Origin of the sequence: Candidatus Didemnitutus sp. (assembly GCA_019634575.1) — a bacterium.
In the GTDB taxonomy this organism is placed as follows: Bacteria; Verrucomicrobiota; Verrucomicrobiia; order Opitutales; family Opitutaceae; genus Didemnitutus.
Window position 1 is genome coordinate 40,001 of record JAHCAY010000004.1, and the last position, 25,614, is coordinate 65,614.

The 25,614-nt window shown below is 64.8% G+C and carries 15 protein-coding genes, 2 rRNA genes and 1 pseudogene (1 of these 18 running past the window's edge); 9 read left to right on the top strand and 9 right to left on the bottom strand.

Annotation, left to right across the window (positions count from 1 at the left end; translation table 11 throughout):
* From KF715_20215 to KF715_20225, 3 genes and pseudogenes are all read left to right on the top strand, one after another.
* Nucleotides 1-1,531 (top strand): 23S ribosomal RNA (locus KF715_20215); it begins 1,379 nt to the left of the window's first position.
* Nucleotides 1,532-1,620: 89 nt separating this feature from the next.
* Nucleotides 1,621-1,736 (top strand): 5S ribosomal RNA (gene rrf / locus KF715_20220).
* 223 nt (nucleotides 1,737-1,959) lie between these two features.
* Nucleotides 1,960-3,022, top strand: a pseudogene (locus tag KF715_20225) (IS3 family transposase).
* A 140-nt stretch (nucleotides 3,023-3,162) separates the two neighbouring features.
* Here the strand turns inward: KF715_20225 and KF715_20230 are convergent.
* The 6 genes from KF715_20230 to KF715_20255 all read right to left on the bottom strand — a co-directional run bounded on the left by KF715_20230 (nucleotide 3,163) and on the right by KF715_20255 (nucleotide 9,344).
* Entirely contained in the window at nucleotides 3,163-4,002 is an 840-nt protein-coding gene (locus tag KF715_20230; protein ID MBX3739026.1) for an HDOD domain-containing protein, read from the bottom strand.
* A gap of 145 nt (nucleotides 4,003-4,147) precedes the next feature.
* The gene (locus KF715_20235) at nucleotides 4,148-4,522 is read right to left on the bottom strand and encodes a hypothetical protein (protein MBX3739027.1); all 375 of its coding nucleotides are present in this window, start codon (nucleotides 4,520-4,522) and stop codon (nucleotides 4,148-4,150) included.
* A complete protein-coding gene (locus KF715_20240) occupies nucleotides 4,479-5,777 on the bottom strand; it encodes a tetratricopeptide repeat protein (GenBank protein MBX3739028.1) in 1,299 nt (432 codons plus the stop codon). The genes KF715_20235 and KF715_20240 overlap by 44 nt, the downstream gene beginning before the upstream one ends.
* Nucleotides 5,774-6,193 (bottom strand): hypothetical protein, encoded by a 420-nt coding sequence (locus KF715_20245; protein ID MBX3739029.1) that lies wholly within the window; start codon nucleotides 6,191-6,193, stop codon nucleotides 5,774-5,776. The genes KF715_20240 and KF715_20245 overlap by 4 nt, the downstream gene beginning before the upstream one ends.
* Before the next feature lie 257 nt (nucleotides 6,194-6,450).
* Nucleotides 6,451-8,367 carry a PAS domain S-box protein gene (locus tag KF715_20250; GenBank protein ID MBX3739030.1) on the bottom strand — a complete coding sequence of 639 codons (1,917 nt, stop codon included), beginning with the start codon at nucleotides 8,365-8,367 and terminating at the stop codon, nucleotides 6,451-6,453.
* Nucleotides 8,368-8,417: 50 nt separating this feature from the next.
* The gene (locus KF715_20255) at nucleotides 8,418-9,344 is read right to left on the bottom strand and encodes an HDOD domain-containing protein (GenBank protein MBX3739031.1); all 927 of its coding nucleotides are present in this window, start codon (nucleotides 9,342-9,344) and stop codon (nucleotides 8,418-8,420) included.
* A 182-nt stretch (nucleotides 9,345-9,526) separates the two neighbouring features.
* Here KF715_20255 and KF715_20260 point away from each other — a divergent pair, with 182 nt between their 5' ends.
* The 6 genes from KF715_20260 to KF715_20285 all read left to right on the top strand — a co-directional run bounded on the left by KF715_20260 (nucleotide 9,527) and on the right by KF715_20285 (nucleotide 22,104).
* The gene (locus KF715_20260) at nucleotides 9,527-11,428 is read left to right on the top strand and encodes a tetratricopeptide repeat protein (GenBank protein MBX3739032.1); all 1,902 of its coding nucleotides are present in this window, start codon (nucleotides 9,527-9,529) and stop codon (nucleotides 11,426-11,428) included.
* A 309-nt stretch (nucleotides 11,429-11,737) separates the two neighbouring features.
* Nucleotides 11,738-12,880 (top strand): DegT/DnrJ/EryC1/StrS family aminotransferase, encoded by a 1,143-nt coding sequence (locus tag KF715_20265; GenBank protein ID MBX3739033.1) that lies wholly within the window; start codon nucleotides 11,738-11,740, stop codon nucleotides 12,878-12,880.
* Nucleotides 12,867-14,045: a hypothetical protein gene (locus tag KF715_20270; GenBank protein ID MBX3739034.1), complete on the top strand. Its 1,179-nt coding sequence runs from the start codon at nucleotides 12,867-12,869 to the stop codon at nucleotides 14,043-14,045. The genes KF715_20265 and KF715_20270 overlap by 14 nt, the downstream gene beginning before the upstream one ends.
* Nucleotides 14,046-14,055: 10 nt before the next feature.
* A complete protein-coding gene (locus tag KF715_20275; protein ID MBX3739035.1) occupies nucleotides 14,056-14,919 on the top strand; it encodes a hypothetical protein in 864 nt (287 codons plus the stop codon).
* A 1-nt stretch (nucleotide 14,920) separates the two neighbouring features.
* Nucleotides 14,921-20,593: a glycosyltransferase gene (locus tag KF715_20280; GenBank protein ID MBX3739036.1), complete on the top strand. Its 5,673-nt coding sequence runs from the start codon at nucleotides 14,921-14,923 to the stop codon at nucleotides 20,591-20,593.
* Complete coding sequence (locus tag KF715_20285) at nucleotides 20,590-22,104, top strand: DUF115 domain-containing protein (GenBank protein ID MBX3739037.1); 1,515 nt, start codon at nucleotides 20,590-20,592, stop codon at nucleotides 22,102-22,104. Before KF715_20280 ends, KF715_20285 begins: the two co-directional genes overlap by 4 nt.
* Before the next feature lie 195 nt (nucleotides 22,105-22,299).
* On the opposite strand, the gene KF715_20290 is transcribed toward KF715_20285, so the two are convergent.
* From KF715_20290 to KF715_20300, 3 genes are all read right to left on the bottom strand, one after another.
* Entirely contained in the window at nucleotides 22,300-23,118 is an 819-nt protein-coding gene (locus tag KF715_20290) for a flagellin (protein ID MBX3739038.1), read from the bottom strand.
* A 208-nt stretch (nucleotides 23,119-23,326) separates the two neighbouring features.
* Nucleotides 23,327-24,145: a flagellin gene (locus tag KF715_20295; protein MBX3739039.1), complete on the bottom strand. Its 819-nt coding sequence runs from the start codon at nucleotides 24,143-24,145 to the stop codon at nucleotides 23,327-23,329.
* 564 nt (nucleotides 24,146-24,709) lie between these two features.
* Nucleotides 24,710-25,525, bottom strand: coding sequence for a flagellin (locus tag KF715_20300; protein ID MBX3739040.1), 816 nt, complete (start codon nucleotides 25,523-25,525; stop codon nucleotides 24,710-24,712).
* Between the last annotated feature and the right edge of the window lie 89 nt (nucleotides 25,526-25,614).

Below are 25,614 nucleotides of genomic sequence, written 5' to 3' on the forward strand. Positions count from 1 at the left end.
GTCGGGAGCTAAGACGAGGCCGTAAGGAGTAGTCGATGCACAGCCGGTTCAATATTCCGGCACCACCTTATTTGAGTTCGATGTCGAGGACTGACGGAGAAAGCTAACATGAGCGGGGCGCTGATTCCCGTTCAAGCTCGTAGGTTGCCTGGGGATAAAATACCGGGTGTATCTGAAAAGCGATGAAAAGCTAAGGCTACGGCCGAGGCAATTTGTGTGATGCTCCGCTTCCGGGAAAAGGTTCGCGACTATTCGATAGGGTGCCCGTACCGTAAACCGACACAGGTGGAATAGATGAGTATTCTAAGGCGCGTGGGTTAAATCTCTCTAAGGAACTCGGCAAATTGATCCCGTATGTTAGCTATAAGGGATGCCCCGCGAGGGGCCGCAGATAAGAGTATCAACCGACTGTTTAGCAAAAACACAGCTCTCTGCTAAGTCGCAAGACGACGTATAGGGAGTGACACGTGACCAATGCGGAAAGGTGAAAGCGTTGGGTGCAAGCTCAGCGTCTAAGCCCCCGTGAATGTCGGCCGTAACTATAACGGTCCTAAGGTAGCGAAATTCCTTGTCGGGTAAGTTCCGACCCGCACGAATCGTGTAACGAGTTGATAACTGTCTCGGAGAGAGGCCCAGTGAAATTGTAGTGGCGGTGAAGATGCCGCCTACCCGCAGCAGGACGGAAAGACCCTATGCACCTTTACTGTAAGCTGTTATTGTCGCTTGATTTTAAATACGTAGCATAGCTGGGAGACTGTGAAGCCCCTCTCCAGGGAGGGGCCGAGTCAAAATATGAAATACCAGTTTTTTATTGTTAGGCGTCTAACCTCGACCCGTAATCCGGGCGTGGGACAGTGATAGCAGGTCAGTTTTTCTGGGGCGGAATCCTCCCAAAAAGTAACGGAGGATTACGAAGGTTCCCTCAGCCCGGTTGGTAATCGGGCCATAGAGCGCATGAGTATAAGGGAGCTTTACTGTGAGACCAACAAGTCGAGCAGTTGCGAAAGCAGGTTCAAGTGATCCGGTGGTTGAATGTGGAATCGCCATCGCTCATAGGACAAAAGGTACGCTAGGGATAACAGGCTGATCGCGCCCAAGCGTTCACAGCGACGGCGCGGTTTGGCACCTCGATGTCGGCTCATCACATCCTGGGGCTGGAGAAGGTCCCAAGGGTCCGGCTGTTCGCCGGTTAAAGTGGTACGCGAGCTGGGTTCAGAACGTCGTGAGACAGTTCGGTCCTCTATCCGCTGTGGGCGTTTGAGATTTGAGGGGTTCATTCTCTAGTACGAGAGGACCGAGAATGACGCACCTCTGGTGTTCCGGTTGTCACGTCAGTGGCAGCGCCGGGTAGCTATGTGCGGAAGAGATAAGCGCTGAAAGCATCTAAGCGCCAAGCTCATCCCAAGATAAGATCTCAATCCGTCGCAAGACGGTGCAAGGTCCGGGTAGACCACCCGGTTGATAGGGCAGAAATGCAAGCGCAGCAATGTGTTTAGTTTACTGCTACTAATGACCTTGCCGGTTTATGTAGACCCAGTTTCTAGGCGTTTATTTCACCTCCTTACAGAATATTTCTTCTGAACTTTATCGATTACTCCGGCTCTGCCGTGAGTTTCCCTTCCTGGTGACCAGATGCCGGGGGTTCCACCCGTTCCCATCCCGAACACGGCCGTTAAGCCCCGAGCAGCCAATGGTAGTAGGACGTTAGGTCCCGCGAGAGTAGGTCGTTGCCAGGTTTATGGCCCGAGCGCTGAAAACAGCGCTCGGGCCTTTTCTTTTCCAAGACTTCTCAATACCGCTACACGTGATCCCACTCGGGTGCCAAGCGGTGACCGACCTCAAGTTTTCGAACCACCCGGAGAGTCAGTCGGGGAGTTTGTTATGGGTTGTGACTGACCTGCCCCCTGAAACTGGAGTGGCGTGAGCGAGAAAGTCGGGTGAATATGGACCTCACCCGACATGAGGAAGCACCATACCGAGGAGCAGATCCTCGGGATTTTGAAGGAAGCCGCGACGGGCAGGCCGTTGCCCGATCTTTTGCGCCAGCACGCGATCTCCAGCGGCACGTTCTATCGGTGGAAGAGCCGCTACGGCGGCCTGGATCCGAGTCAGTTGCACCGCTTGAAGCAATTGGAACGGGAAAACACGGAGCTGAAGAAGATCGTGGCAGATCTGACCTTGGACATGCGGATGCTCAAGGACGTGAACTCAAAAAACTGGTAGAGCCCGCCGCTTGTCGCGCCGCCGTGGATTACCTGCAGGAAAGTTATCCGGTGAGCGGCACCAGAGCGTGTGGGCTACTGCACTTGGCCGTGAGCAGCTACTACTACCAGTCACACGGCCGACGTGATGAAGAGCCAGTGCGAACCGCCCTGCGGCGTCATGCGGCGGTGCGCCGACGCTGGGGCTACCGATGGATGCTGGTGTTGCTGCGCCGGGAAGGCATCGGCCGATAACCATAACGGGTGTATCGGCTCTACCGCGCAGAAGGGCTGCAGGTGCGGCAGCGCCGCCGGCGCAAGCAGCGGCTGGTCCGTGGCGTCGAAGCGGTCGGCGTGCCACAACGACCGAACGAACGCTGGAGCCTGGACTTCGTCCATGACCGGCTGGCTGGCGGCCGCTCGTTGCGTCTGCTCACCGTGCATGATGATTACACCCGCGAGTGCCTGTGGATCGAGCTCGATACCTCCTTGTCCGGGCGCGGGTGACACGCGTGCTTGATTACCTGACCGAGCTGCGCGGCCAGCCCAGCAGCTTCCTCACCGACAACGGGCCGGAGTTTGCCGGCCTGGCGCTCGAGCGCTGGGCACATGACCGGCAAGTGCACCATCGCTTCATCACGCCGGGAAAGCCGCCCCAGAATGGCTACATCGAAAGCTTCAACGGCAAGCTCCGCGACGAATGCCTCAACGAAACCGAGTTCCTTTCGTTCAGCCATGCGCGTGATCTGCTCGAAGCGTTCCGCGAAGACTACAACCACCAACGACCACACAGCGCGCTCGCGGATCTGACCCCGGCCTAGTTTGCCGCGAAAATCGCGCGAGCCCCATGGGGGCTCCTGTAGACCTGACCAACTCTCCACTTGCAGTCGAAACCCTCGTCAGTAAACCAACCTCAACCACTCCGGCTTTCTCGTTTTAGCACTCCAGCTTCGGGGGCAGGTCAGTCTCTAACGGCAACCACCTCGCGCATGCCCGACGGGAATCCCATCACGTGGCGCTCGCTCTCCGCGGCTCCTAAAATTGCCCGAATTCTACCGAGCTCCGCGCGGACTGCCTCCACCAATTGCTTCGCGCGGCTCGTGTTGATTGCCACCTTGCGTAGTAATCGCTCATCCGGTGGCCGCGCTCCGTCACCCTCGATCGCTACGGTGCGAATCCATTTCGCGAGATTGAGGAGCGATGCCAGTTGTCCGTGTGCGGCGGTTGCGGCAGGCAGATATTGCCAGCGGACCGGCTCCGACATCACGGCCGGAAAATCCCACAGCCTCAGCAACGCCGCTCCCGCTTCCCCGTTGTGAAAGCCCAGAAGTCGCCGCTCCTCTTCGCATGTCTCCAGCGGCAATGCTCCGCGGGTGAAACGCAGCTGAGGCATCGAGCGCTCCAGCCATTCGTTCACGGCAACCATGCCGACTTGGTGCAGGAGTCCGATGGTGTAGGCTATATCTCGGTCGATATTCAGCCCCGCGGCGATCATTTCTGCGGCGATGGCGCAAGCGATGGCATTCTCCCACAACCCGTCGGCCTCCACCTGATAGACGACAAGCGGGCGCACCAAGACTTCGGATGCGACGGCATTCGACACCAGTTGGTAGATCTGCTCGTAGCCGACGCGGTGCACGGCTTCGTCCACCGTGTAGCAGCGCAAGCCTTGGTTGTAGTAGGCGGAATTTCCGATCTGTAGCACGCGCGCCGCGATTCCGGGGTCGAGTCGCACAAGATCCACGACTTCGTGCAAGGATGAGTTACTATCGCTCAGCAAGCGCTTCAGCTTGGGCAGCACGCGCGGTGCCGAGGGGAGATGTGTCAACTGTCGGACGATGTCCTCTGGAGTCGTCCGAGCAGACACTGAAGTGGGGCTGAGCGCGCTCACGCTCTTTCCCATCGGCAAAAATCGGTGAAACTTGCGCCGTTAAGAAGAAAATCCCCTACGAGTGCCGTTGGTAAATCTTCTGCAGCATTCCGGCGGGCAGGGTGGTGGGCGCCGGCGGGCGCGTCCCAGAAAGACTGAATCGCAACAACAGTTGCTCGTTCTCCTTCTCGAGCTGCAACACCTGAAGGATTCGCGCTCGCGTCTTCTCCAGCGCCTGGCGTTGCGCGGGATGATTGCTGCCTTCGAGGGTGGCCGCTCGCAGTGCGGCTAACGTCTCGTCGAGGCGGGCCAGGAGAGCGCGCTTGCGCTCGAGCAACGGTGCATCTGGCGGGCGCTGATTCTGCTGCAAAAACCGATTTTCTTCGAGCGCGAGGGCGTGGATTTCCTCACAGAGTTGCAGGTGCTGCTGTAGCGCTTCCAGGGGCGTCATGACTCGTCGCGGTTGGTGGTGGCGTTTGGCCGGTGGTCGTCGAAAACGCGGAATTGAGCTTTCGATCGGCTTGGTCCTGCCAGGTCATGTTGTTTATGCGCCACGCGGCCATTTTGGCGAGTTCGTTCAGCTCTGCGGAAGTATTGCCGGCCTTTGCGACCGTCGAGACGATGTTCTGGTAGGTTTCGCGCGCTCGATCGATGGCGCGCAATTGTTCCTGACAAAGCGCGACTTGGTAGAGCACCGGCAGCTGCCAGCTCGGCTCGTTCGAGAGGGCGGACAAACCTTGGTAGATGGCGAGCGCGTGTGGGGTGTCTCCGGCGTGAAAGAATTCGTTGGCGAGTTGGTTGCCAGTGCGGCGCTGCCAGTAGGCCCAGCGTTTCGGCTCGGCTTCGGATTGCGTTTTCTCGCCGCGCAAAAGGGCAAACGTTTCGGCGAGGGCCTCGTCGTTGCGGCCGATCTTTCTCAATGTCGTGGCGAGCAGGAATCTCGCTTCCGGAACGTTTTCGTCATGCGGCCACTGTTCGAGGTAGGTTCGCAACGTGGCGATCGCCGCGTCGGTCTCTCCCGCGAGTTGCAGTGCGTAGGCGGATTTGAAGTGCGCCCGGGCGCGGTCGGCCGGTGCCAGATCGAGCAGGCGGAGGCGGGAGAAAAATTTCCCCGCGTCCACGAAGTTGCCGGATTCGAAATGCGTCTCGGCGATCTCGAACTGCGCGGTCTTGGCGAGCAGCTGGTAGTGGTCGAACGCGTCGGCCGGCAGCTTCAACGTCGAGTTCAACACGCTGTAGAAGCGTGCGATCGCGAGCTTGTAGGCTCCCATGGCGCGCAGCGTCCGGCCCAGATCGAGCAAGACATCGGGCACGCGGCCGTCTTCGGGAAATTCCTTCAGATACTTTTCGTAGATCGCGGCGGCTTTCGTATAGGTGCCTTGCTTCCGATAGCAGCGGGCCATGCCGATCAGCGCTTCCTGTTGTTCCGGTTTCTTGAATGTGCCGGAAAACAGGATCTGCCGGTAAGCGATTTCGGCGGCGGCGTAGTCGCCGCGCTCGGTCAGGCTCGCGCCGAGTTTCAGCAGTCCGCGCGCTTCGGCGGAGAGTGCGGGGGCACTGGTCTCGTGTTCCTCCGCAGTCCCGGCGGGCGGCTTCTCGCTGGCGGCAGCGTTCTCCGAACCGCGTGCGGTGAGGAGAATGACAGCGGCGAGAAAAAGCACCGTGAGAATACGGGCGCCGGGAAGGATATGAAGCGGGCGGATCATTGCTGCCGATACGTGGCGGAACTCGCGGGGAGCGGCGCGGCGGTCGGTGCGGAGGGCACCGGAGCGACGACCGTGACGTCTCCGTTCGCCGGCGTGTTGCCGGGGAATTGGAAGAAGGGCAGGAAGTCTTCGGCGCGCACTTTGGGGCGGGTGTCGTCAGGCAGGATCGCGGCGGGTGTCTTGGCCGGCGCGGTGCGTGACGCTGGATCGGGTGTGCCGATTTCCACCGGTGTGCTGGCCGCGGGTGCCGTCACCGTGACGTCCTGTTTGACGACTTCGGGCGTCGGCGCGACGTGCTCCTCGGCTGGTTGCGGGGGCGGTCCCGCGGGTGGCCGGACCGAGAGGTCCGGGGGCGGGATCGCTTCGCCAAACCGGAGGGCAGGGGATCCGATGGCCGACAAATAGGGTCGGCTCATCGCATCGGATGAAAGTTCGGGGGCGACAGACGGTGCGGAGGTCGCCACGACCGGCAAAAGCGTGAGCACCAGGCGGACTCCCGCCCAATGCACGCTCGCCGCTCGAGGCGGGTATGCGCTTTGATTCATTTGTTGTGCAACAACGGTCCATGGTGATGGATCGGTCTGATTCGCCGTATTCTTGCATCGGCTCCGGGGGTTGAATCTGTAGCGCTTTTGCATCGTCCGGAGCCGGTCAAATCTCCTGTGCCCCGCGGTCAATATCTCGGTTCTTTTCCGTCCAGGACGGCGCGCAGCGCGCGGCCGAGTTCTTCGAGGGTGTAGGGCTTCTTCACAAAGTGCCGCGCGCCCATGCGCTCGAATTCCGTGCGCGTCTCGGGCGTGAGATGTCCGGTGAGCACCAGAACTTTCAGTTTGGGATTGGTGGCGCGGATCACGCGGTAGACTTCGAGGCCGTTGGCGCCCGGCATGTTCAAATCGAGGAGCACGGCGTCCAGTTTATCGCCGGTCGAGGCGATCACTTCGATCGCCTCCAAGCCGTCGCCGGCGCTGCGGACCGAGTATCCTTTGCGCGAGAGGGCGGCGTCGAGCAGGAGGCGCAGTGGCGCTTCGTCGTCGACCACGAGCAGGGATTCGCTGCCGCCGGGAAATTCGCTGGCCTTGGTGGCGACCGCCGGAGGCACGGCAGTGTCGGCGAGCGGCAGATATACTTTGAACGTGCTGCCTTTGCCCAGCGCACTCTCGACTTCGATTGCGCCTTCGTGGCTGGCGACAATGCCGTAGACGACCGCGAGACCGAGTCCGGTCCCTTGGTTGACCGCTTTGGTGGTGAAGAACGGTTCGAAAATGCGCGCGCGCACCTCGGGTGTCATGCCCGTGCCGGTATCCGCGATAGCGAGGCACGCGCAGGCTCGCGCTCCGACGATCGCCGGTGGGACGGCCGCGCCTTCAACCCGGCTGGTGGTGACGGTGATCGATCCGCCCGACGGCATGGCGTCGCGCGCGTTCACGCAGAGATTCAGAATCACCTGCTGCAACTGGTTCTGGTCTGCGAGCAACGGCGGCAGGTTCTCTTCCAGTGCGAAACTGAAGGTGAGATTCCGGGGAAACGTCTCCGAAAGCAGCGCCACCAACTCGCGCGTGAGCTGGTTCAAATCGAGCGGCGCGAAACGCACTTCCGCCTTGCGCGAGAAAGTCAGGATCTGCCGCACCAATCCACTCGCGCGCTGCGAGGCCTTCTTGATTTCCCGGATGCATTTCTCGAGCAACGCCACATCGCCGGGGTTCAGCAAAGCGAACTCCGCATAGCCGTTCATCACGGCGATGATGTTGTTGAAGTCGTGGGCGATGCCGCCTGCGAGCGTGCCGAGGCTCTCCATCTTCTGCGCCTGGCGCAGCTGATCCTCTAGCGTCTTGCGGCCGGTGATGTCTTCGCGCAGGCACAGGAAATTCGTGACTTCACCGGTCGGACTGCGCAGGCAGCACACCTGCACCGATTCGAAAACCTTTCGGCCGTCCGGACCTTCGCGCGTCAACTCCCCGCGCCACTCCTGGCCGCGGCGCACGGTTTCCCAAAATTGTTGGTAGGAATTCTCGTCGGGGTGACCCTCGCGCAACACCTGCACGTCCTCGTCGAGCAGGCGCTCGAGCGTGTAGCCCGTCGCCTCCGTGAACTTGGCGTTCACGTATTGCACGTTGCCGTCGGCGTCGGTGATCGCGATCGCCACCGGCGACTGCTCGACGGCGCGGGACAGCTTGAAATATTGGTCCTCCGCCACGCGTTGGCGGGTGATGTCGTGTCCGACCGAGCGCACGCCGATCCAGACGTCGCCTTCGCCGATCGCCTTTTCCTCCCACGCGATCCAGCGCCAGCCCTGCGGGGTCAGCCAGCGGGATTCGCAGGAGGCGCGCCGCGGCTCTTGATTCAGCTCCGCGTCCGCTGCGGCCAGGGCCGGAGCGTCGTCCTGATGCAGCCAAGCCGCGACCGGTCGCCCGGTGAGATCGATTTGCGGACAGCCGAACTTGCGCGCAAAAGCGTGGTTGGCCGCCAAGATGCGGCCCTCCCAGTCACGACAATAGACGAGCGCGTCGCTCCCGGCCCAAGCGCCAAGCAAAGCCTCCGGCGGCGGGAACGCGCCTGCGCCCGCGATGGAATCGCTGATCACAACTGACATGCAGTTGTGTCATCGGCCCACGTCGGGCGAACTTGAGGCCATCAGACCCCTCAGACCAGGCCGCTGAGCATCGCCGGCAGGCGCTGGAGTGCGTTCTCGATCGAGGCGCGGGCGAGCGTCGATTCCGGGCCGTCGGCGCCGTAAAGCACGTTCCAGCCTTCGAGTTGCAGCCAACTGTCGCGCTCCACGGGCTCGACTTTCTCGAACCCACCGGAAACGCCGGAATAGCGCACGAGATGATCCGCCACTTGCACCGCGGCGGCGAACAGCCGGTGGCGCGGCGCCCGATCAGGCTCGCAATGATAGCGCACAGCCATCGCGATTTCCTCGCAGACTTGGTGCTTCTGCAGGTAATGCGCGCCGATCTGCGCGTGGTCCCAGCCGATCAGCTGCCGCTCGAGGCGGCAGATGTCTTTCGGCGTCTTCGCCGGGGTGTTGGAAATCTGCACCAACTCATCCGGAAAGGCGTAGGCCATGACGACCTTGCCGATGTTGTGCAGCAACCCGACCAGGTAGTCCGTATCGTCGTCGATCGACAGCGGCGTGGCGCGGAGGATTTCCCGCGTGAGGATCGCCGAGCCGATGCTGTGCGCCCAGAGATCCTTCCAAGGCAGGGGAGCGGACACGTTGCCTTGCAGGCGTTCGAGTTCCTCGATGACCGGCGTCGCGACGGACAGCTCGCGGATTTGACGCAAACCGAGGAAGAACACCGCCTCCTCGATGTTGTTCACGCGCGCGCCGAGACCGAAATAGACCGAGTTCACCATGCGCAACAGTCGGGCCGAGAGCGACGGGTCGCGGCGGATGATCTCCGCGATCTGCGACGTGAGACTCTGGTCCGATTTGACCAGCTCGCTCAGCGCTTCGTTGTTGGCCTGCAGCGACGCCAGCTTCGGGCACGCGTTGATGCGGCGCCGAATTTCTTGATCATCGAGCACGACAGGACCGGGAACAGACGGTGTGGACGGAGGCGACATGGGTTGTTGTCACGAATGCGCGCTGGCGTGGACCGCCCGCGTTCACTCGCTCTGTTCATCGGCGGCTGGCACCGGCACTTGAACCCGATTTCGCTCAATCTCCGCCTACCTGCGCCGATGTGCCCCTTGGCGAATCACCGACCCGGAGTCCGATGCCCGGCCGGCGCTTCGCGTTTTCGCGCATGCCTCCGGTCCAACTGCAACGCCTCCTCCAAGACGCCATCGTGCACCACCGCGCCGGGCGCCTGCACGAGGCGGTCGCACTCTACACGCGCATCCGCGCCGTGTTGCCGCGTCATTTCGATGCCGTCCACCTCTCGGGCGTCATCGCGTTGCAGCAGAATCGCGCTGCCGAGGCGGTCGAGCTGCTCACGAAAGCCGCCGCGATCAACGCCCAGCACCCGGTCTGCCGCATGCGCCTGGGCCTCGCGCTCATGGCCGCGGGGAAGCCGAAGGACGCCGAGCAGCAATTTCGCGAGGCGCTGCGCCTGAAGCCCGATCTCGTGGAAGGGTGGGACAATCTCGCCTACTGTCTCAAAGGCCAGGATCGCCTGAAGGAAGCGGTCGATTGCCACGAGCAGTCGCTGAAACTGAATCCGCAGAACGCGGTCGGCTGGTATAACTACGGCCTCACGCTCAGCCTCTACGGCCGCGTGGGCGAGGCGTTGCGCTGCCACGACCGCGCGCTGCAAGTCGATCCTGCTTACGCCAAGGCGCATTTCGGCCGCGCGCAGGTCCTCCAGCAATCGCACCGCGCCCGCGAAGCCATCGAAGCTTACGACCGCTACCTCGAGCGCGAGCCGCGCAATCTCGATGCGCACGGTTACCGCCTGTTCGCGTTGAACAACGTCGACACCGCCAGCCGCGAAGAGGTTTTTCGCGGTCACGTCGCATTCGGCCAACGCGTCGGTGAGTTTCCCGTTCCGGATTTCGCCCACGACCGCTCGCCGGATCGGCGGCTCCGAGTGGCGATTATCTCGCCCGACATGCGCGCCCACTCGTGCGCCTATTTCCTCGAGCCGCTCCTCCGGCATCTCGATCCCGCCCAGTTCGAGCTCTACCTCTATCACGATCATTTTCGGCAAGACGCTGTATCCCGTCGCTTTCAGGCGATGGCCGCCACATGGCGCTCGATCGTCGCGCAACCGAATACCGTGGTCGAAGAAACCGTCCGCGCGGACCGTCCCGACATCGTCATCGATCTCGCCGGACACACCGGCTCCATCAATCGCCTGCCGATGTTCGCCCGGCACCTCGCGCCGGTGCAGATCAATTACCTCGGCTATCCGAACACCACCGGCGTGCGGGCGATCCGTTATCGCTTCACCGACGGCGTGGCCGACCCGGTGGGTGATGCCGATGCGTTCGCCGTCGAGCAACTCGTGCGCTTCGCCCCGACCGCGTGGTGCTATCAAGCGCCCGATCACACGCCCGACGTCGCCCCCGCGCCCAGTCTCGCCGCGCCCGATGCGCCGTTCACCTTCGGCTGTTTCAATAATCTGGGCAAAGTCACCGACGCCACGCTCCGGCTCTGGGCGCGCATCCTGACCGAAGCGCCGGATGCCCGCATGCTCTTCAAGGGCCGCGGCCTCGGCGAAGCGGCGGCGCGCGACGGCCTCGCGGCGCGTTTCGCCCAAGCCGGCATCCCGATCGAGCGCGTCGAATTTCTCGACCGCACCGACAGCACCGCCGAGCACCTCGCGCTCTACCACCGCATGGATGTCTCGCTCGACACGCTGCATTACTGCGGCACGACGACGACCTGCGAATCGCTTTGGATGGGCGTGCCCGTGATCACGCTGGCGGGCGATCGCCACGCGGCGCGCGTGAGCACGAGTCTGCTCACCGCCGTCGGCCACGAGGAATGGATCGCGCGCGACGCCGACGACTACGTGGCGAAAGCCGTGGCGCTGGCGCGCGATCGCCAAGCCCTCGCGACCATTCGCGCCGGGCTGCGCGCCGACCTGTTACGCTCGCCCTTGCTCGATCACGCCGGCCAATCCCGGCGCTTCGCCGCGGCCCTGCGCCAATGCTGGACGACGTGGTGCGCTGAACGCGCGCCGGCGGAACTCACGGCGCACTGAGGCCGCCCACGCTCCACGCGGAGCCCGAACTCAGGCGCGGCGTTGGGGCAAAAACTGCCGGAGCCGCCGAGATCGCGAACGCTTCGCTCTTGGGCGACGGCTTTCGTGGCGCGGAAATTTTTTTTAGCTGCAGGTTAGCAATACCTTATGCGCGCTGCCGCGTCGACGGCCCGCGGTTTGCTGAATGGGGTGCTTCCCGCACGGATGCCATCGAAACCTACCGCCCGCCGCCTTGCCGCCTCACCCGTCCCGATCGTTTTCCGATCGTCGGCGCTCCGGTGCGCGTCGCGGGCCCAACCCCGCTGAATCATGTCCTCCGTCGCCCTCCCCGAAATCACCGTCACCAAGCCCGCGCTGCCGCCGCTGCAGGACTACGTGGCCTACCTTGAGCAGATCTGGGCCTCGCACTACGTCACGAACAACGGCCCGCTGCTGCGCCAGCTCGAGGGACAGTTGCGCGAACGGCTCCAGTCGCCCCATGTGTGGTTCGTCAGCAACGGCACCATTGCGCTCCAGATCGCACTCCACGCCGCCAACGTCGACGGCGACGTCCTAACCACCCCGTTCAGCTTCGTGGCCACCAGCGGCGCGCTGCTCTGGGAGCGCTGCAAGCCTGTCTTCGTCGACATCGAGCCGCGCTACCTGACGATCGATCCGAAGAAACTGGAGGCTGCGCTGACTCCGCGCACAACCGCGATCCTCGCGACGCACGTCTACGGCTTCCCCTGCGCCGTCGACGAACTGGCCGCTTTCGCCCGCGCCCATGGCCTCAAGCTCATCTACGACGCGGCGCATACGTTCGGCTGCGAACTGCACGGCCGGCCGCTCGTGACCTACGGCGACCTGAGCTGCCTGAGTTTCCACGCCACGAAGATCTTCCACACCATCGAGGGCGGTGCGGTCGTGATCAATCATGACGACGTCCTGGCTGAGCGTGTGAAGCTCATGCGCTCCTTCGGCCAGTGGGGCGAGAATTTCCGCTGCGAGGGCATCAACGGCAAGAACTCCGAGTTCCACGCCGCGATGGGCCTCTGCATGCTGCCGCGCGTCGAGGCGCTGATCGCCGAGCGGCGCGAGCAGGTCCTGCTGTATCACGAGCTGCTGGACGGGAGCGGGGCCGTGCTGCCGAAGCCGCCCGAGGAAGGGTTCCGGCATAACTACGCCTACTGCCCGATCATCCTGCCTACGGCAGCAAGCTCGCAGGCCGTGCTCGACAGCCTCGCCGCCGTCGGCATCCGCGCTCGCCGCTACTTCTTCCCGCCGCTCAACCGGCTCGCCTATCTCAGCGACACGCGCGACTGCCCCATTGCCGAGGACATCGCCGGCCGCGTGCTGTGCCTGCCCACCTCTGCGGACGTCATTCCCGCTGTCCAGCATCGGGTGGCGAACATCATCCTCGACGTGCTGGCGCGCTCACGGCGCCGCGTCGCCGGCGACCATGTTGCATCCTGAGAAGACCTTTCTCGTCCCTAGCGGATACAATTTCCGCGCGGTGCTCGCCTTCTGCCGCGCGCTCGAGGAGGCCGGCCATGTCCCGGCGGTCGTCGCCTGCACGGCGGACGATCCAGTGTTCCGCACCCGGTTCGCCGCGGCGGTCGTCTTCACTCGCACGGGGCGTGGCCTCGCGGTGGCGGATTTTGCCGCCGCTGCCGCCGCCGCGCGGAATCGGAGCGGCGCGGCGCGCTGCGTCCTCGCTCCGGCTTCCGAATACCTCATCCGCTGGGCGCTGCGCCACCGCGACGAACTTGCGGCCGCCGGCTGCGAGCTGCCGCTGCCGGACGAGGCGAGCTACTTGCGCGTGACGGACAAGGCGTCCTTCACCGCGTTTTGCCACGCGCGTGGGCTGCCGGTCCCGCAGGAGCTGCCGGATGCGTCGCGTCTGCCGTGCGTGGCCAAGCCGCGCTGGAATGTGGCCCCTGACGGCACCTCGCTCTATCCGTGGCTGCTACGCACCCGCGAGGAGGTGCTGCGTTTCGAACGCGAGACGCAACCGGAGCATTTTTTTTTCCAGGAATGGGTCGAGGGACGCAGCCTCTACCTGTTTTTCCATCTGCCGCGGCGCGGCCGCGCGACGGTGTTCTCCCAGGAGAACCTCGCGCAGCAGCCCGGTGGCAAGTCTGTGCTGCTCGCGCGAGTCGCGCGCCTGCATGAAGACGCCCGTGAGGTCGCCGGATGGGAGGATGCCCTGCGTGCCGCGGAATTCCATGGCGTCGTGATGCTCGAGCTGCGGCAGCGCGCCGACGGCACCTGCGTCCTGATCGAGGCGAATCCGCGTCTGTGGGGTCCGCTGCAACTTTGCGTCGACGCCTGCCCGCCGCTGCTCCGTGGCTACATCGACGAGCACCTCGGCCATGCCGCTCCGGTGCGGCCGCCGCGGCCGATCCGGAGCCGCGGCGCTTATTGCTGGGCTGGCGGCTTCACGGCAGGCACTCCGGTGTGGCACGGCGCGCAGCCGCCCCGCGGCTGGTTCGCACGCCTGCGCTTCGCCGTGGCGGATGTCTACCTGCGTCGCGATTCCTGGCGCCAGTTCCTCCATGAGTGGCGCGGCCCCGCGCGTGATGCCGGCGTCCATCCGGTGCCGGGCAAGGCCCCGCCGGCTCCCGCCGCCCACACCTGAAATTGTTCCCATGAGCACCCTCACCGTTCCCGACGCCACGCTGGCCGCGCGACTGCACGAGCTCTATCACGACCAGTCCAAGCACTCGGTCTATCAGAGCGTGCCGGCGTTCGTCGCCCGCGCGCTCGGCTATCAGGAGGAGATCCACTCGCTGTGGCGGAGCGACGCCCCGCGCTACGACTACCTCGCCGCGCGGCTCGGTCTGCCGCCGCAGGCCACGATCGCGGACATCGGCGCCAACACCGGCTTTTTCACGCTGAACCTGGCGCACGCCTTCCCGCACTGGCGTGTCGAGGCCTACGAGCTCAACCCGCGCCACGCGGAATTCATCCGACTCACGGCCGCCGGCTTCGGCCTCGGAAATGTCGCCGTCCGTTCTCAATCGTGCGACTTCGCCGGCCTGGAGCGCCTGCCGCGGTTCGATGCCGTGCTACTGTTGAACGTCGTGCATCACGCCGGCTTCGACTTCGACCGCCACGTGGCGGACAACAACGCCGCTTACACCGACCACGTCGTCGCCTACCTGCGCCGCTTGCGGGAGCGCACGCCGCGCCTGGTTTTCCAAGTCGGCTCAAATCGCGGCGGAGACAAATCCCGCCCGGTGCACCCGCGCGACGACGATGCCCAGCGTCTGCGCTGGACAGGTGACACGCTCCGCGCCGCCGGCTGGCGCCTCGCTGCGCTCGGCTACGCGCAGCTCGACGCCGCGGGGGCGGTGGTCTTCCGCGACGCGCCCGCGGCGCTGCGCGAGCGTGCCAACACCGGCGCCGTGGCAGAGGACGAGGGTTTCTTCGCGGAGGCGGAATTGGACCGATTTCCCGGGGAATTCCACCGCCGGCCGCTGATCGTCGCAGAGGCGGCTGACCTTCGCTGACATGGCTTCGTCGCCGATCAACGTCCCACCGGGCCGCATCGACGCCTGTGCGCGTCTCGACCTAGAGGAATTTCTGGCGCGATTCCGGAAGGCGCCGGTCGAGGAGATCCCGCACCGCTGTCCGGCGGAACCGCTCGTGTCGGTCATCATGCCGACCTACAACCACGCGCGCTTCGTAGCGCAGGCGCTGGACTCGATCCTAGCGCAGAAGGTCGATTTCCCCTTCGAGATCTGTATCGGCGAGGACGATTCGCGCGATGGCACGCGCGAGATCTGCCTGGACTACGCGCGGCGCTTCCCGGAGCGCATCCGGCTCTTTCTTGTTCCGCGGGCCAACAACCTGAAGATCGCCGGGATCGCGACCGGCCGCTTCAACCTGGTCAACCTGCTGTTCCACGCGCGCGGACGCTACCTTGCGTGGTGTGAGGGCGACGACTATTGGACTGACTCGACAAAGCTGGCGCGCCAGGTGGAGTGGCTGGAGCGCAATCCGGGCTGCGCGCTCACGTTCCACGACGCGGACGTCTACTACGAGAATGGTGCGAGCTGGGACAGTAAGCACGGCTACGCCGAATTTCCGTGGTGCCGGATGGACGTCGCGCGGCGCGACTACACCGCTCGCGAGCTGATCGAATCGCCGTTGTGCCCGACGGCGAGTGTGGTGCTCCGCCGGCCGGCGAACTGGCGTTTCCCCTTGTGGTTTTTCCATGTGCCGAGCGGCGACATCCCGATCGAGGTGATGGCGACCGGCGCGGCCGGGGTGCACAATTTCGGTGCGCGCTGGTCGGCCTATCGCAAGCATAAGGGAGGCATCTCTGCACAGCATCGCGGCGACATGATCCACGTCGGCCGCATCCTGACCTACCTCGGGCTGTTGTCCGAACTGGACGGCGCCCAGCTCGCGCCGCTCGCGGCCGCGATCGAGAAGCACGCCCGCGAGCTCTCCGCGTCCTTTGCGCCCTATGCGCCGGAAATCTGGGACTCGCTGCTCGCCGCGACGAGGTCGCGACTCGATCGCGCCCCGGTCGACGACGCGGCCGCGCGCACGCTGAGCCGGGTGCTGGTCGAGCTGGAGGCGCGGCGCACGGACCGCGCGTCGACAGCCGAGCGGGCGCGCGTCCACGAAGTGCTTTTCCTCGCCCACGGCCCCGGACAAGTGAACGGTCCGAACATCTGGCTGACACGCCTCCTGACGGCGTTGAAGGACCGCGGCTTCTCGCCGCGCGTGCTGATGTTCATGACGCGGCCTGGTGCGTGTCCGATCGCCGAGCGATTGCGCGCGACTGGCGTGCCGGTCGACGAGGCTCCGTTCGCGCACACGGAGGATATGATTCGCACCATCTTGCGCTACGTGCAGGCGCACCCGTGCGAGGTGTTCGTGCCGAATCTCAACGTCCAAGGCTACTTCGCGGCCGAGCATTTGCGCGCCGCGGGCATCGCGACGGTCGGCGTGCTGCATTCCGACGATGACTTCCATCGCGACTTGGTCGACGAATTCATCGGCGCGCAGAACGGACGGTATCTTTCCGGCGCAGTCGTCGTTTCGGAGTTTCAGGCGGCGGCGCTGCGCGCGATCGACTGCGGTGCGACGCAAATCATCCAGGCACCCTACGGCGCGCCGGTGCCGACGAAGATCGCGGAGCACGCCACGCCGTTCCGGTTCGTTTACGTCGGCCGCCTCGTCGAGGAGCAGAAGCGGATTTCTGAAACCGTGGGGGCCATGATCGAGGTGCTGAGGCGCCATCCCGGGACGGAGTTCGTCATTTGCGGCGACGGCTCGGCCCGTCCGGCCGTCGAGAAACTGATCGCGCAGGCGAAGCTCGGTTCCCGCATCAAGCTCCTCGGCAACCTGCCGTCCGAGCAGGTGCAGGCGGTGCTGCTTGCGAGCCAGGCGTTCGTGCTGCTGAGCGATTATGAGGGCATCCCGATTGCGTTGATGGAGGCGATGGCTTGCGGCCTCGTGCCGCTCTGCACTCGTATTCGCAGCGGCGTGGGAGAACTCATCCGCTCAAGCGAGAACGGCTTCTTCGTTGGCGACCGCGGAGCGGATTTCGTCGCAATCGCGGAGCGTGTGATCGCTGATCGCGAACTCTGGACGCGTTGCTCGCGTGCGGCGCGCGCGTCGATCGAGCAGCGTTTCTCCGTCGATGCGAACGCGGACAACTGGGCCGCGTTCCTGAACAGCCTGATTTCCGCGGCGCCGCGCGAACGCCGCGCGATCGCAATCCCCGCCGAGTTCAATCTACCCCCGGTGCGCCCGAATCCGAAAGGCATCGCGCGCGAAGATCGCCGCCTGCCGAAACCCGCCATGAACCACGCCGCTCCGCATCCCTTCACCAATCCTCCGCTCGAGATCAACAACGTCGATCTCTACTGGACGCGCGCGTCGATCCTGCGCGCGGTGCGCGAGGCGGCGCCGCAATTCCACGGCGTGTTTCTCGACATCGGCTGCGGCGTGATGCCGTATCGTGAAATCATCCGCCAGGCGGCGCCGAAGCTCACGCGCTACATCGGTCTCGATCTCGAAGGCTCGGCGATCTACCGCGCCGAGGTCGATCTGCGCTGGGACGGCCGCCGGATTCCTCTCGAAGATGCTTCAGTCGACAGCGCGATGCTCACCGAAGTGCTCGAACACTGTCCCGAGCCGTGGGTCGTGCTCAAGGAAGCGCGCCGCGTGTTGAAGCCCGGTGGCGTGCTCTTCTTCACCGTGCCCTACATCTGGCCGTTGCACGACGCGCCATGGGATTTCTTCCGCTACACGCCGTTCGCTCTCGAAAAACTGCTCGCCGAGGCCGGCTTCGCCGACGTGAAACTACAGGCGCTCGGCGGCTGGAACGCCAGCCTCGCGCAGATGATCGGCCTGTGGCTCAAGCGCTCGCCGATGACGCACGACGCGCGGCTGAAAATGGCGCGCGAGCTCTGGCCGCTCTATCAGGAACTCGTCCGCACGGACCAGTTGCCCGCCGATCCGAAGGCCGGCAACACGATGGCGACCGGCTGGACGGGTGTGGCGCACGTTCCCGCCGCGCAGTCCGCGGCGCCCGCGCGCCATGCCACCGTGGGCGATTTGCCCATCGTGCTCGTGCGCTCCCACGAGTTCAACTACTCGGAGACCTTCGTTGAGGATCACGTCAACCAGCTCAGCTCGCAGACGACGTTGCTGTATGGATTCCCGTTTCCGCGGTTTCGACGCGGCGGCCAGTCGGTGCTGCCAGCGGCGACCGAACAGAAAATCCAGGCGACGCTCGCCGCGAAGAGCCCGATCACCGGCGAACTCTGGGCCGACTACTCCGCGGGACTCGCGGCCTTCCTCGCGCAGTCGGGTGCGAAGGCCGTGCTCGTCGAAACCGGTTTGATGGGCGCGTTCGTCCACGAAGCGTGCGAACAGGCGAAGCTGCCGTTCGTGGTTCACTTCCACGGGGTGGACGCGTTCGGTCAGGAATTGCTCGGGCGCTGGCTCCCGCGCTACCGCAAGTTCTTCCAATCGGCCGCGAGCGTGCTTGCGGTCTCGCGCGCCATGCACGCGCAACTGCTGCAGCTCGGCGCCGATCCCGTGCGCACGCTGCTCACGCCCTACGGCGTCGCCGTCGATTTGCCCGCACTTGCTCAGCCGGCGAAAGCGCCGCCGCATTTCGTGGCGGTCGGACGTTTCGTGGAGAAAAAAGCGCCGCAGCTCACGTTGCAGGCGTTCGCCGCCGTGCATCGCACGCTGCCGGAGGCGCGCCTCGTGATGATCGGCGATGGCGCGCTGCTCGCCGGTTGCCGCCAATGGGCGGAGCAACACGGCCTCGCCGACGCGGTGACTTTCGCCGGCGTCTGCTCTCGGGAAGAGGTGTCGCGCCGCCTGGCGGCCGCGCGGGTTTTCGTGCAGCACAGCGTCACCGCCGCGAATGGCGACAGCGAAGGACTGCCGCTGGCGGTGCTCGAGGCCGGCGCCCACGGCTTGCCCGTCGTGTCGACGCGGCACGCTGGCATTCCCGACGCGGTGCGCGAGGGTGAGGACGGCTTTCTGGTCGACGAGAAGGATGTCGCCGGCATGGCGGAAGCAATGCTCCGGCTCGCGCAGGACGGCGAACTCGCCGCGCGCCTCGGCTCGAGCTTCCGGGCGCGCGTGGTCGCGCACTACTCGCGCGAAGTCTCGCTGGTGCGTCTGTTGGACGTGCTGCGTGCCGCCGCGGAGGAGCGTCCGGCCAAGGAGCTGGGCGTGCCAACCGCAGAAAGCGCGCCGCCTCCGCCGAGTCCGCGCGAAGCGGTGGCCGAAGACCGCAACAATCTCGCCGCTTACGTCGATCTCGGTGCCGCGTTGATCGATGCGGGCAAATTGCCCGCGGCTTACCTTGCGATCGCCGAGGCGCATCGGCTCAGCGGCGGCACGGAGCAGACGCAGGACGCGCTCCGCCAACTCGAGGAGCACGGCGCGCTCGAGCAGCCGATCGTGCAGACCTACCGCGAGCGCGCGGGGTGGACGCCGCGCGCGCGGCATCCGAATCCGCATCGCATTCTCGTGGTCACGAATTTGCTGCCGCCGCAGGAGATGGGCGGCTACGGACGCACCGTCTGGGAGTTTTCCCGCGAGCTGCTGGCCCGCGGGCACACGGTGCGCGTGTTGACGGCCGACATGCCGCACCTCACGCGCAAGCCCACCGCGGAGCACGCCGAGTTCGAGCGGCACGTGAGCCGCACTCTGAAGCTGGTCGGTGATTGGAAGGACGGCGCGGTCACGCTCGAACCGGACGCTGATCGGCGCGTGGCGATGTTGCGCGCGAACCATCAGACGATCATGCGCGAGATCGACGAGTTCGGTCCGACCGCGATCATGGCGGGCAATCTAGACTTGGCGGGACATTTTTTCATCCAGCCGGCGCTCGATCGCGGCATTCCCGTGCTGCACCGGCTCGGCAATGCGTTCCCCGGCTACGAGCCGGCGCAGTCGCCGCGCGGGCCGCTGTTCTGCCTCGCCGGTTGCAGCGCCTGGGTGAACGAAGGCATTCGCGCGAAGAATTATCCGATCTCGCGCTACGAGGTCGTGCCGCCGGGCTCGCCGCTCACGGAGTATTATCGTGCGTGGACGCCGCAGCGGAAGAAGCTGCGCATCGCCTACGCGGGTCTGTTAATGCCCTACAAGGGCGCACATGTGCTCGTGAACGCGTTGGCTCACCTCGCGCGCGCAGGCATCGACTTCGAGTGCACGCTCGCGGGCGACACCACACGGCCGGAGTATCTCGACTCCATGCGCGCGGTCGCGACGGAGCACGGGTTTCTGGAGCGCCTGAGTTTCCCCGGGTTCCTCGGCAAGGCGGAACTCGCCGCGCTCTACGCCCGCAGCAACGTCCTCGTCTTTCCGAGCGTGTTCGAGGAGCCGTTCGGCAAGACGCAGATCGAGGCGATGGCGGCGGGCCTGCTCGTCGTCTCGAGCGGCAGTGGCGGTGCGAGCGAGATCGTCGAACATGGGAAAACCGGCTTGCTCTTCCCGGCGAGCGACGCGCGTGCGCTCGCGGAGCGGCTGGCCGGGGCGCATCGCAACCCGGCGGTGGCGGAGAAGATCGCACTCGCCGGACAGGCGCGCGCCTTCGCCTTCACGACCGAGGCCTCGGTGAGTCGTATCGAGGCGATTTTCGATGAGATGCTCGCCGCGGCTCGGAGCGGCGTGCCTGCGCTGGCAAGCACACCGTGAACGCCGCGACGGAAACGGCGACAGCCGGCGCAGGGCGGACATGGCAGTATCCGGGCGCGACCACCGGCATCGTCGTGGGACCGATGCGCCCGGAGTGGCTTGCGCAGTTGACGCAGGCGCGGGCGATCCTCTGGTGTGCCGGGACGGACGATTTGGTGCGCCCACTGACGGAACTGCCGACGACGGCGGTGCAGCGCATTCCGTTGGATGAGTCCGCGCCGGCGCGTCTGGCCGAGAGTTTGCCGCGCTTCCTGCGGCTCGATGCCCGGCGATTGCCGTCGGTATTCGTTGCTTTGGGCGAAACCGAGGCGGCGCAACGTCGCCTCGAACCTTTGCTGGAGTGGCTCGTCGCCGAGTTGCGCGAGCAGCACCGGGCGCGGGTGACGCGGCAGCAGGATGCGTTTCGGTGGCAGCAACACGTGTTGGCGAATCTCGACGCCTACGCGCAGCGACCGTTGCCGGAGCAGTGGCGCGGCGCGCTGGCCGGCTTGCCGGCGGCAGTGTGCGGCGCGGGTCCGTCGCTCGATGTCTCGGCGGCGAGATTGTTGGCAGCGCAGGAAGGGTGCGTGGTGTTTGCGGCGGATTCGGCGCTGCGCACGCTGGCGCGGCATGGCGTGCGCGCGGATTTCGCGGTGTCGATCGACGTGGCCAAGCGGCCGGAAAAATGTCTGCCGGAATCGGGTGAGCTGCCGGGACGCGTGATTCTTGCCGCGGTAAGTCCGCCGGGGTGGCGGGCGCGGGTCGACGCGGAGAAACTGCGTTTCGTGAGCAGTCGTCAAATCACGACGGATTGGGCGACGCAGCGCCGCATCCCGGCGCCGGCGGTGGCGGTCGCAGAGAATTGCGGTGTGACTGCGTTGGAGCTCGCGCGCTGGCTGGGTTGTTCGCCGATTTACCTGTTCGGGCTCGATCTCGCACTCAGCGGACGTCAGCGGCACACCGCGGCGGTCGACGCGACGATCTACGCGCGTTCGGGTTTCGACGCGGAGCAGGAATTTCCGGAGGTGCCGGGCAATTGGGAGCCGAGCGTGCCGACGCACGCGCTGGGAGACTGGCGGGCGTTGAACGCGCGGCTGGCGACATTCCCGGCGGGCACGGTTGGCAATGTGACCGATCGCGGCGCGCGGCTTGAAAACACGTGTGCCATCCGACCCGACGAATGGGTGATGCCGCCGGCGGTGGACAAAGCCGTGCGTCTCGCCGCGCTCGAGGATGCCGGTGTCTCGCCTGCGACCGGGTCGGAGACGGCGGCGGAATTGCGGCGCTGCGGCGAGCGCTTGGACGCGGCGTTGCCGGAGTTGCGGGCCGTGCTCGCGAGCGGCGGTCCGGCGGCGGTGGCGGTGGCGCTACGGCCGTGGTTGGCCGATGCGACGATCGGCCGGGCGCTGGGCGCATATGCGCTGAAGCTGATGCCGCACCTGTTGCCGCCGACGGAGGGCGATGCGACTTTCTGGAGCGGGTTGCTCGATGAGCTGGGGGAGCTGTCGCGCGCGTTGGCGGCGCTGCGCTGATCGCGACGCAAATCGATTTTCAAAACGCAGAAGACCCCGGAGAAGGAGCTCCGGGGTCTTTTTGCGGATAGAGGCTGAGGGCCCCAGTCGCCGGGTGTGGTGGTGGGTCTGGATTCCGCCGCCCATGCCCGGCCGCTCGTGAGAGCGGCCGGGGGGTTGGGCGAATCAGAACAACCACTAGAACAAGCCGGGAACTTACTGGATGAGGCGCAGAGCGACTTGGGAGCTCTGGTTGGCCTGGGCGAGCATGGCGGTGCCGGATTGGACGAGGATGTTCCAGCGCGCGAGTTGCGTGCTTTCCTCGGCCACGTCGACATCGGTGATGCGGCTGTTGGCTGCCTCTAGGTTGGCCTTATTGACCGTCAATACTTCCGAAGCGAAGCCGAGGCGGCTCTGCTCCGCGCCGTTGGTGGCGCGCATCGTCGCGACGTTTTGGATCGCGTCGGTGATGTCAGACAGGTTCGAGATGTCGCCGAGGCTCGAGACCGACGCGGAGTCGGTCAGCGCGCCGACGCCAGACGTCGAGCTGCTGAGGTCCTTGCCGCTGAGGGAGACGGTCTGCGAGGCGTCCTCGGAGACCTTCACCGTCAGGCCGGTGGAACCGAACAGGCTGACATCGTTGAACTTTTCGTCGCTGAGCGAGGTGAGTTCGCTCTGGAGTTCGGTGAACTCGGCGTCGTAGTTCGCGAGGTCGTCGCTGTTCTTGGTCGGGTCCTGGTAGAGCGTATGCAGTTCGCTCATACGATCGAGGACCTTGCCGGCGACTTTGAGCACGCCGTCCTGGGTTTGCAGGAACGAGACGGCATTGCCGATGTTGGTCGCGGCCGCGGCGGAACGCTTGGCGGCAGCGGAGAACTTCATCGACACGGCGAGACCGCCGGCATCATCGGAGGGATTGACGATTTTCGAACCGCTGGAGAGCCGGTTGAGGCTCTTCTGCAAGCTAGAGTTCGAAGCGGCCAGGTTGTTTGAGGCAACCGTCGCCGCGTAGTTGGTATTAATCACGACTGACATGGTATCTATCCTTGATCACTTGCGACATTCCGTCGTCGCCACGGGCCGGGATATGCGGCGCCCGGTCGCGCCGTTTGAGGCATGAGCTTCAAATTCAAAGAACACGGCGGCACGGGCCCGCCGGTGGGAAAGACATATAGACAACCGCTCTGACAACGCGGGGTCGGGGGACTAGGCCGACCGCCGCGGACTACCTAACCGCTCCGGATCAACCCAGGAGCTTGAGCGCGATCTGCGCGCTCTGGTTCGCCTGCGACAGCATGGCCGTGCCGGACTGCACGAGGATGTTGTAGCGGGCGAGGGCAGTGCTCTCACTCGCGACATCGACGTCGATGATTCGGCTGTTGGCGGCTTCGAGGTTGGCCTTGTTGACCGTGAGCACCTCGCCGGCGAAGCCGAGGCGGCTTTGCTCGGCGCCGTTGGTGGCGCGCATCGTCGCGACGTTCTGGATCGCATCGGTGATGGTCGACAGGTTCGAGATGTCGCCGAGGCTCGCGACCGACGCGGTGTCCGTGAGTGCGCCGATGCCGGCGGTGGAACTGGAGAGATCCTTGCCACTGATGGACACGGTGGAGCCGCCGTCCTCAGAGACGGGCACGCTCAGGGCGGTAGTGCCGAACAGGGAGACGTTGTTGAACTTCTCGTCGCTGAGCGAAGTGAGCTCGCTCTGGAGTTCGGTGAACTCGGCGTCGTAGTTCGCGAGGTCGTCGGAATTCTTGGTGGGATCCTGGTAGAGCGTGTGGAGCTCGCCGAGGCGCTCGAGGACCTTGCCGGTCACCTTGAGCACACCGTCCTGCGACTGCAGGAACGAAATCGAGTTCGCGATGTTGGTATTGGCCGCGGCGGAGCGCTTGGCGGCGGCGGACAACTTCATCGACACGGCCAAGCCGCCGGCGTCGTCCGCGGGGTTAACGATCTTCGAGCCACTCGAGAGACGATTGAGGCTCTTTTGGAGCATATCGTTCGACATGGCCAGGTTGTTCGACGCGACAGTCGCGGCGAAGTTGCTGTTGATGACAACTGACATGGGATCTTCCTTGATTTTGAATGCGACGTCCGTGTCGCAGTCGGTCCCAGATTCGCGGCTCCGGGACGGACCGGCCTTGGTTTCTGATTCGCGGCAGGTGAAGTAACGGCGCGCGGTGAGGAAAATTTAGCCGCACGTTGCGGAATTTTTTTCCGAATCGAGAAACAGCGATGCGGCAGATTTTTCACTCGGAGAAATGACGCTGCGGCGCTTCGGGGGGCGCGGTCACACGACGGCGGCGAACGAAAAACGCGCGCCCATCGATGGCGCGTTGCGCGCGCCGGCGCCGTCTGGGTGCGGCGATCGGATGTCTCGCTCGCGGGCGATTCATACACGCGGGCACGCGCGGCGATCGCTGATCGGTCGCGCCCAGGGCGCGGAAGCCGTGGGCGAAAACGCAAAAGCCCCCGGAGAAAACTCCGAGGGCATTTTGTGGATAGAGAGGGCTTGTGGCCCCAACCGGCGAGGGTGGTGGGTCTGGATTCCGCCGCCCATGCCCGGCCGCTCGTGAGAGCGGCCGGGGGGTTGGGCGAATCAGAACAACCACTAGAACAAGCCGGGAACTTACTGGATGAGGCGCAGAGCGACTTGGGAGCTCTGGTTGGCCTGGGCGAGCATGGCGGTGCCGGATTGGACGAGGATGTTCCAGCGCGCGAGTTGCGTGCTTTCCTCGGCCACGTCGACATCGGTGATGCGGCTGTTGGCTGCCTCCAGGTTGGCCTTATTGACCGTCAATACTTCCGAAGCGAAGCCGAGGCGGCTCTGCTCCGCGCCGTTGGTGGCGCGCATCGTCGCGACGTTTTGGATCGCGTCGGTGATCGTCGACAGGTTCGTGATATCACCGAGACTGGTGACACCCGTATCTGTCAGGGCGCCGACGCCAGCGGACGTGCTGGACAGGTCCTTGCCGCTGAGGGAGACGGTCTGCGAGGCATCCTCGGAGACCTTCACCGACAGGGCGGTGGAGCCGAACAGGCTGACATCGTTGAACTTCTCGTCGCCGAGAGAATCGAGCTCGCTCTGGAGCTCGGTGAACTCGGCGTCGTAGTTCGCGAGGTCGTCGCTGTTCTTGGTCGGGTCCTGGTAGAGCGTATGCAGTTCGCTCATACGATCGAGGACCTTGCCGGCGACTTTGAGCACGCCGTCCTGGGTTTGCAGGAACGAGACGGCATTGCCGATGTTGGTCGCGGCCGCGGCGGAACGCTTGGCGGCAGCGGAGAACTTCATCGACACGGCGAGACCGCCGGCATCATCGGAGGGATTGACGATTTTCGAACCGCTGGAGAGCCGGTTGAGGCTCTTCTGCAAGCTAGAGTTCGAAGCGGCCAGGTTGTTTGAGGCAACCGTCGCCGCGTAGTTGGTATTAATCACGACTGACATGGTATCTATCCTTGATCATTGCGACATTCCGTCGTCGCCACGGGCCGGGATATGCGGCGCCCGGTCGCGCCGTTTGAGGCATGAGCTTC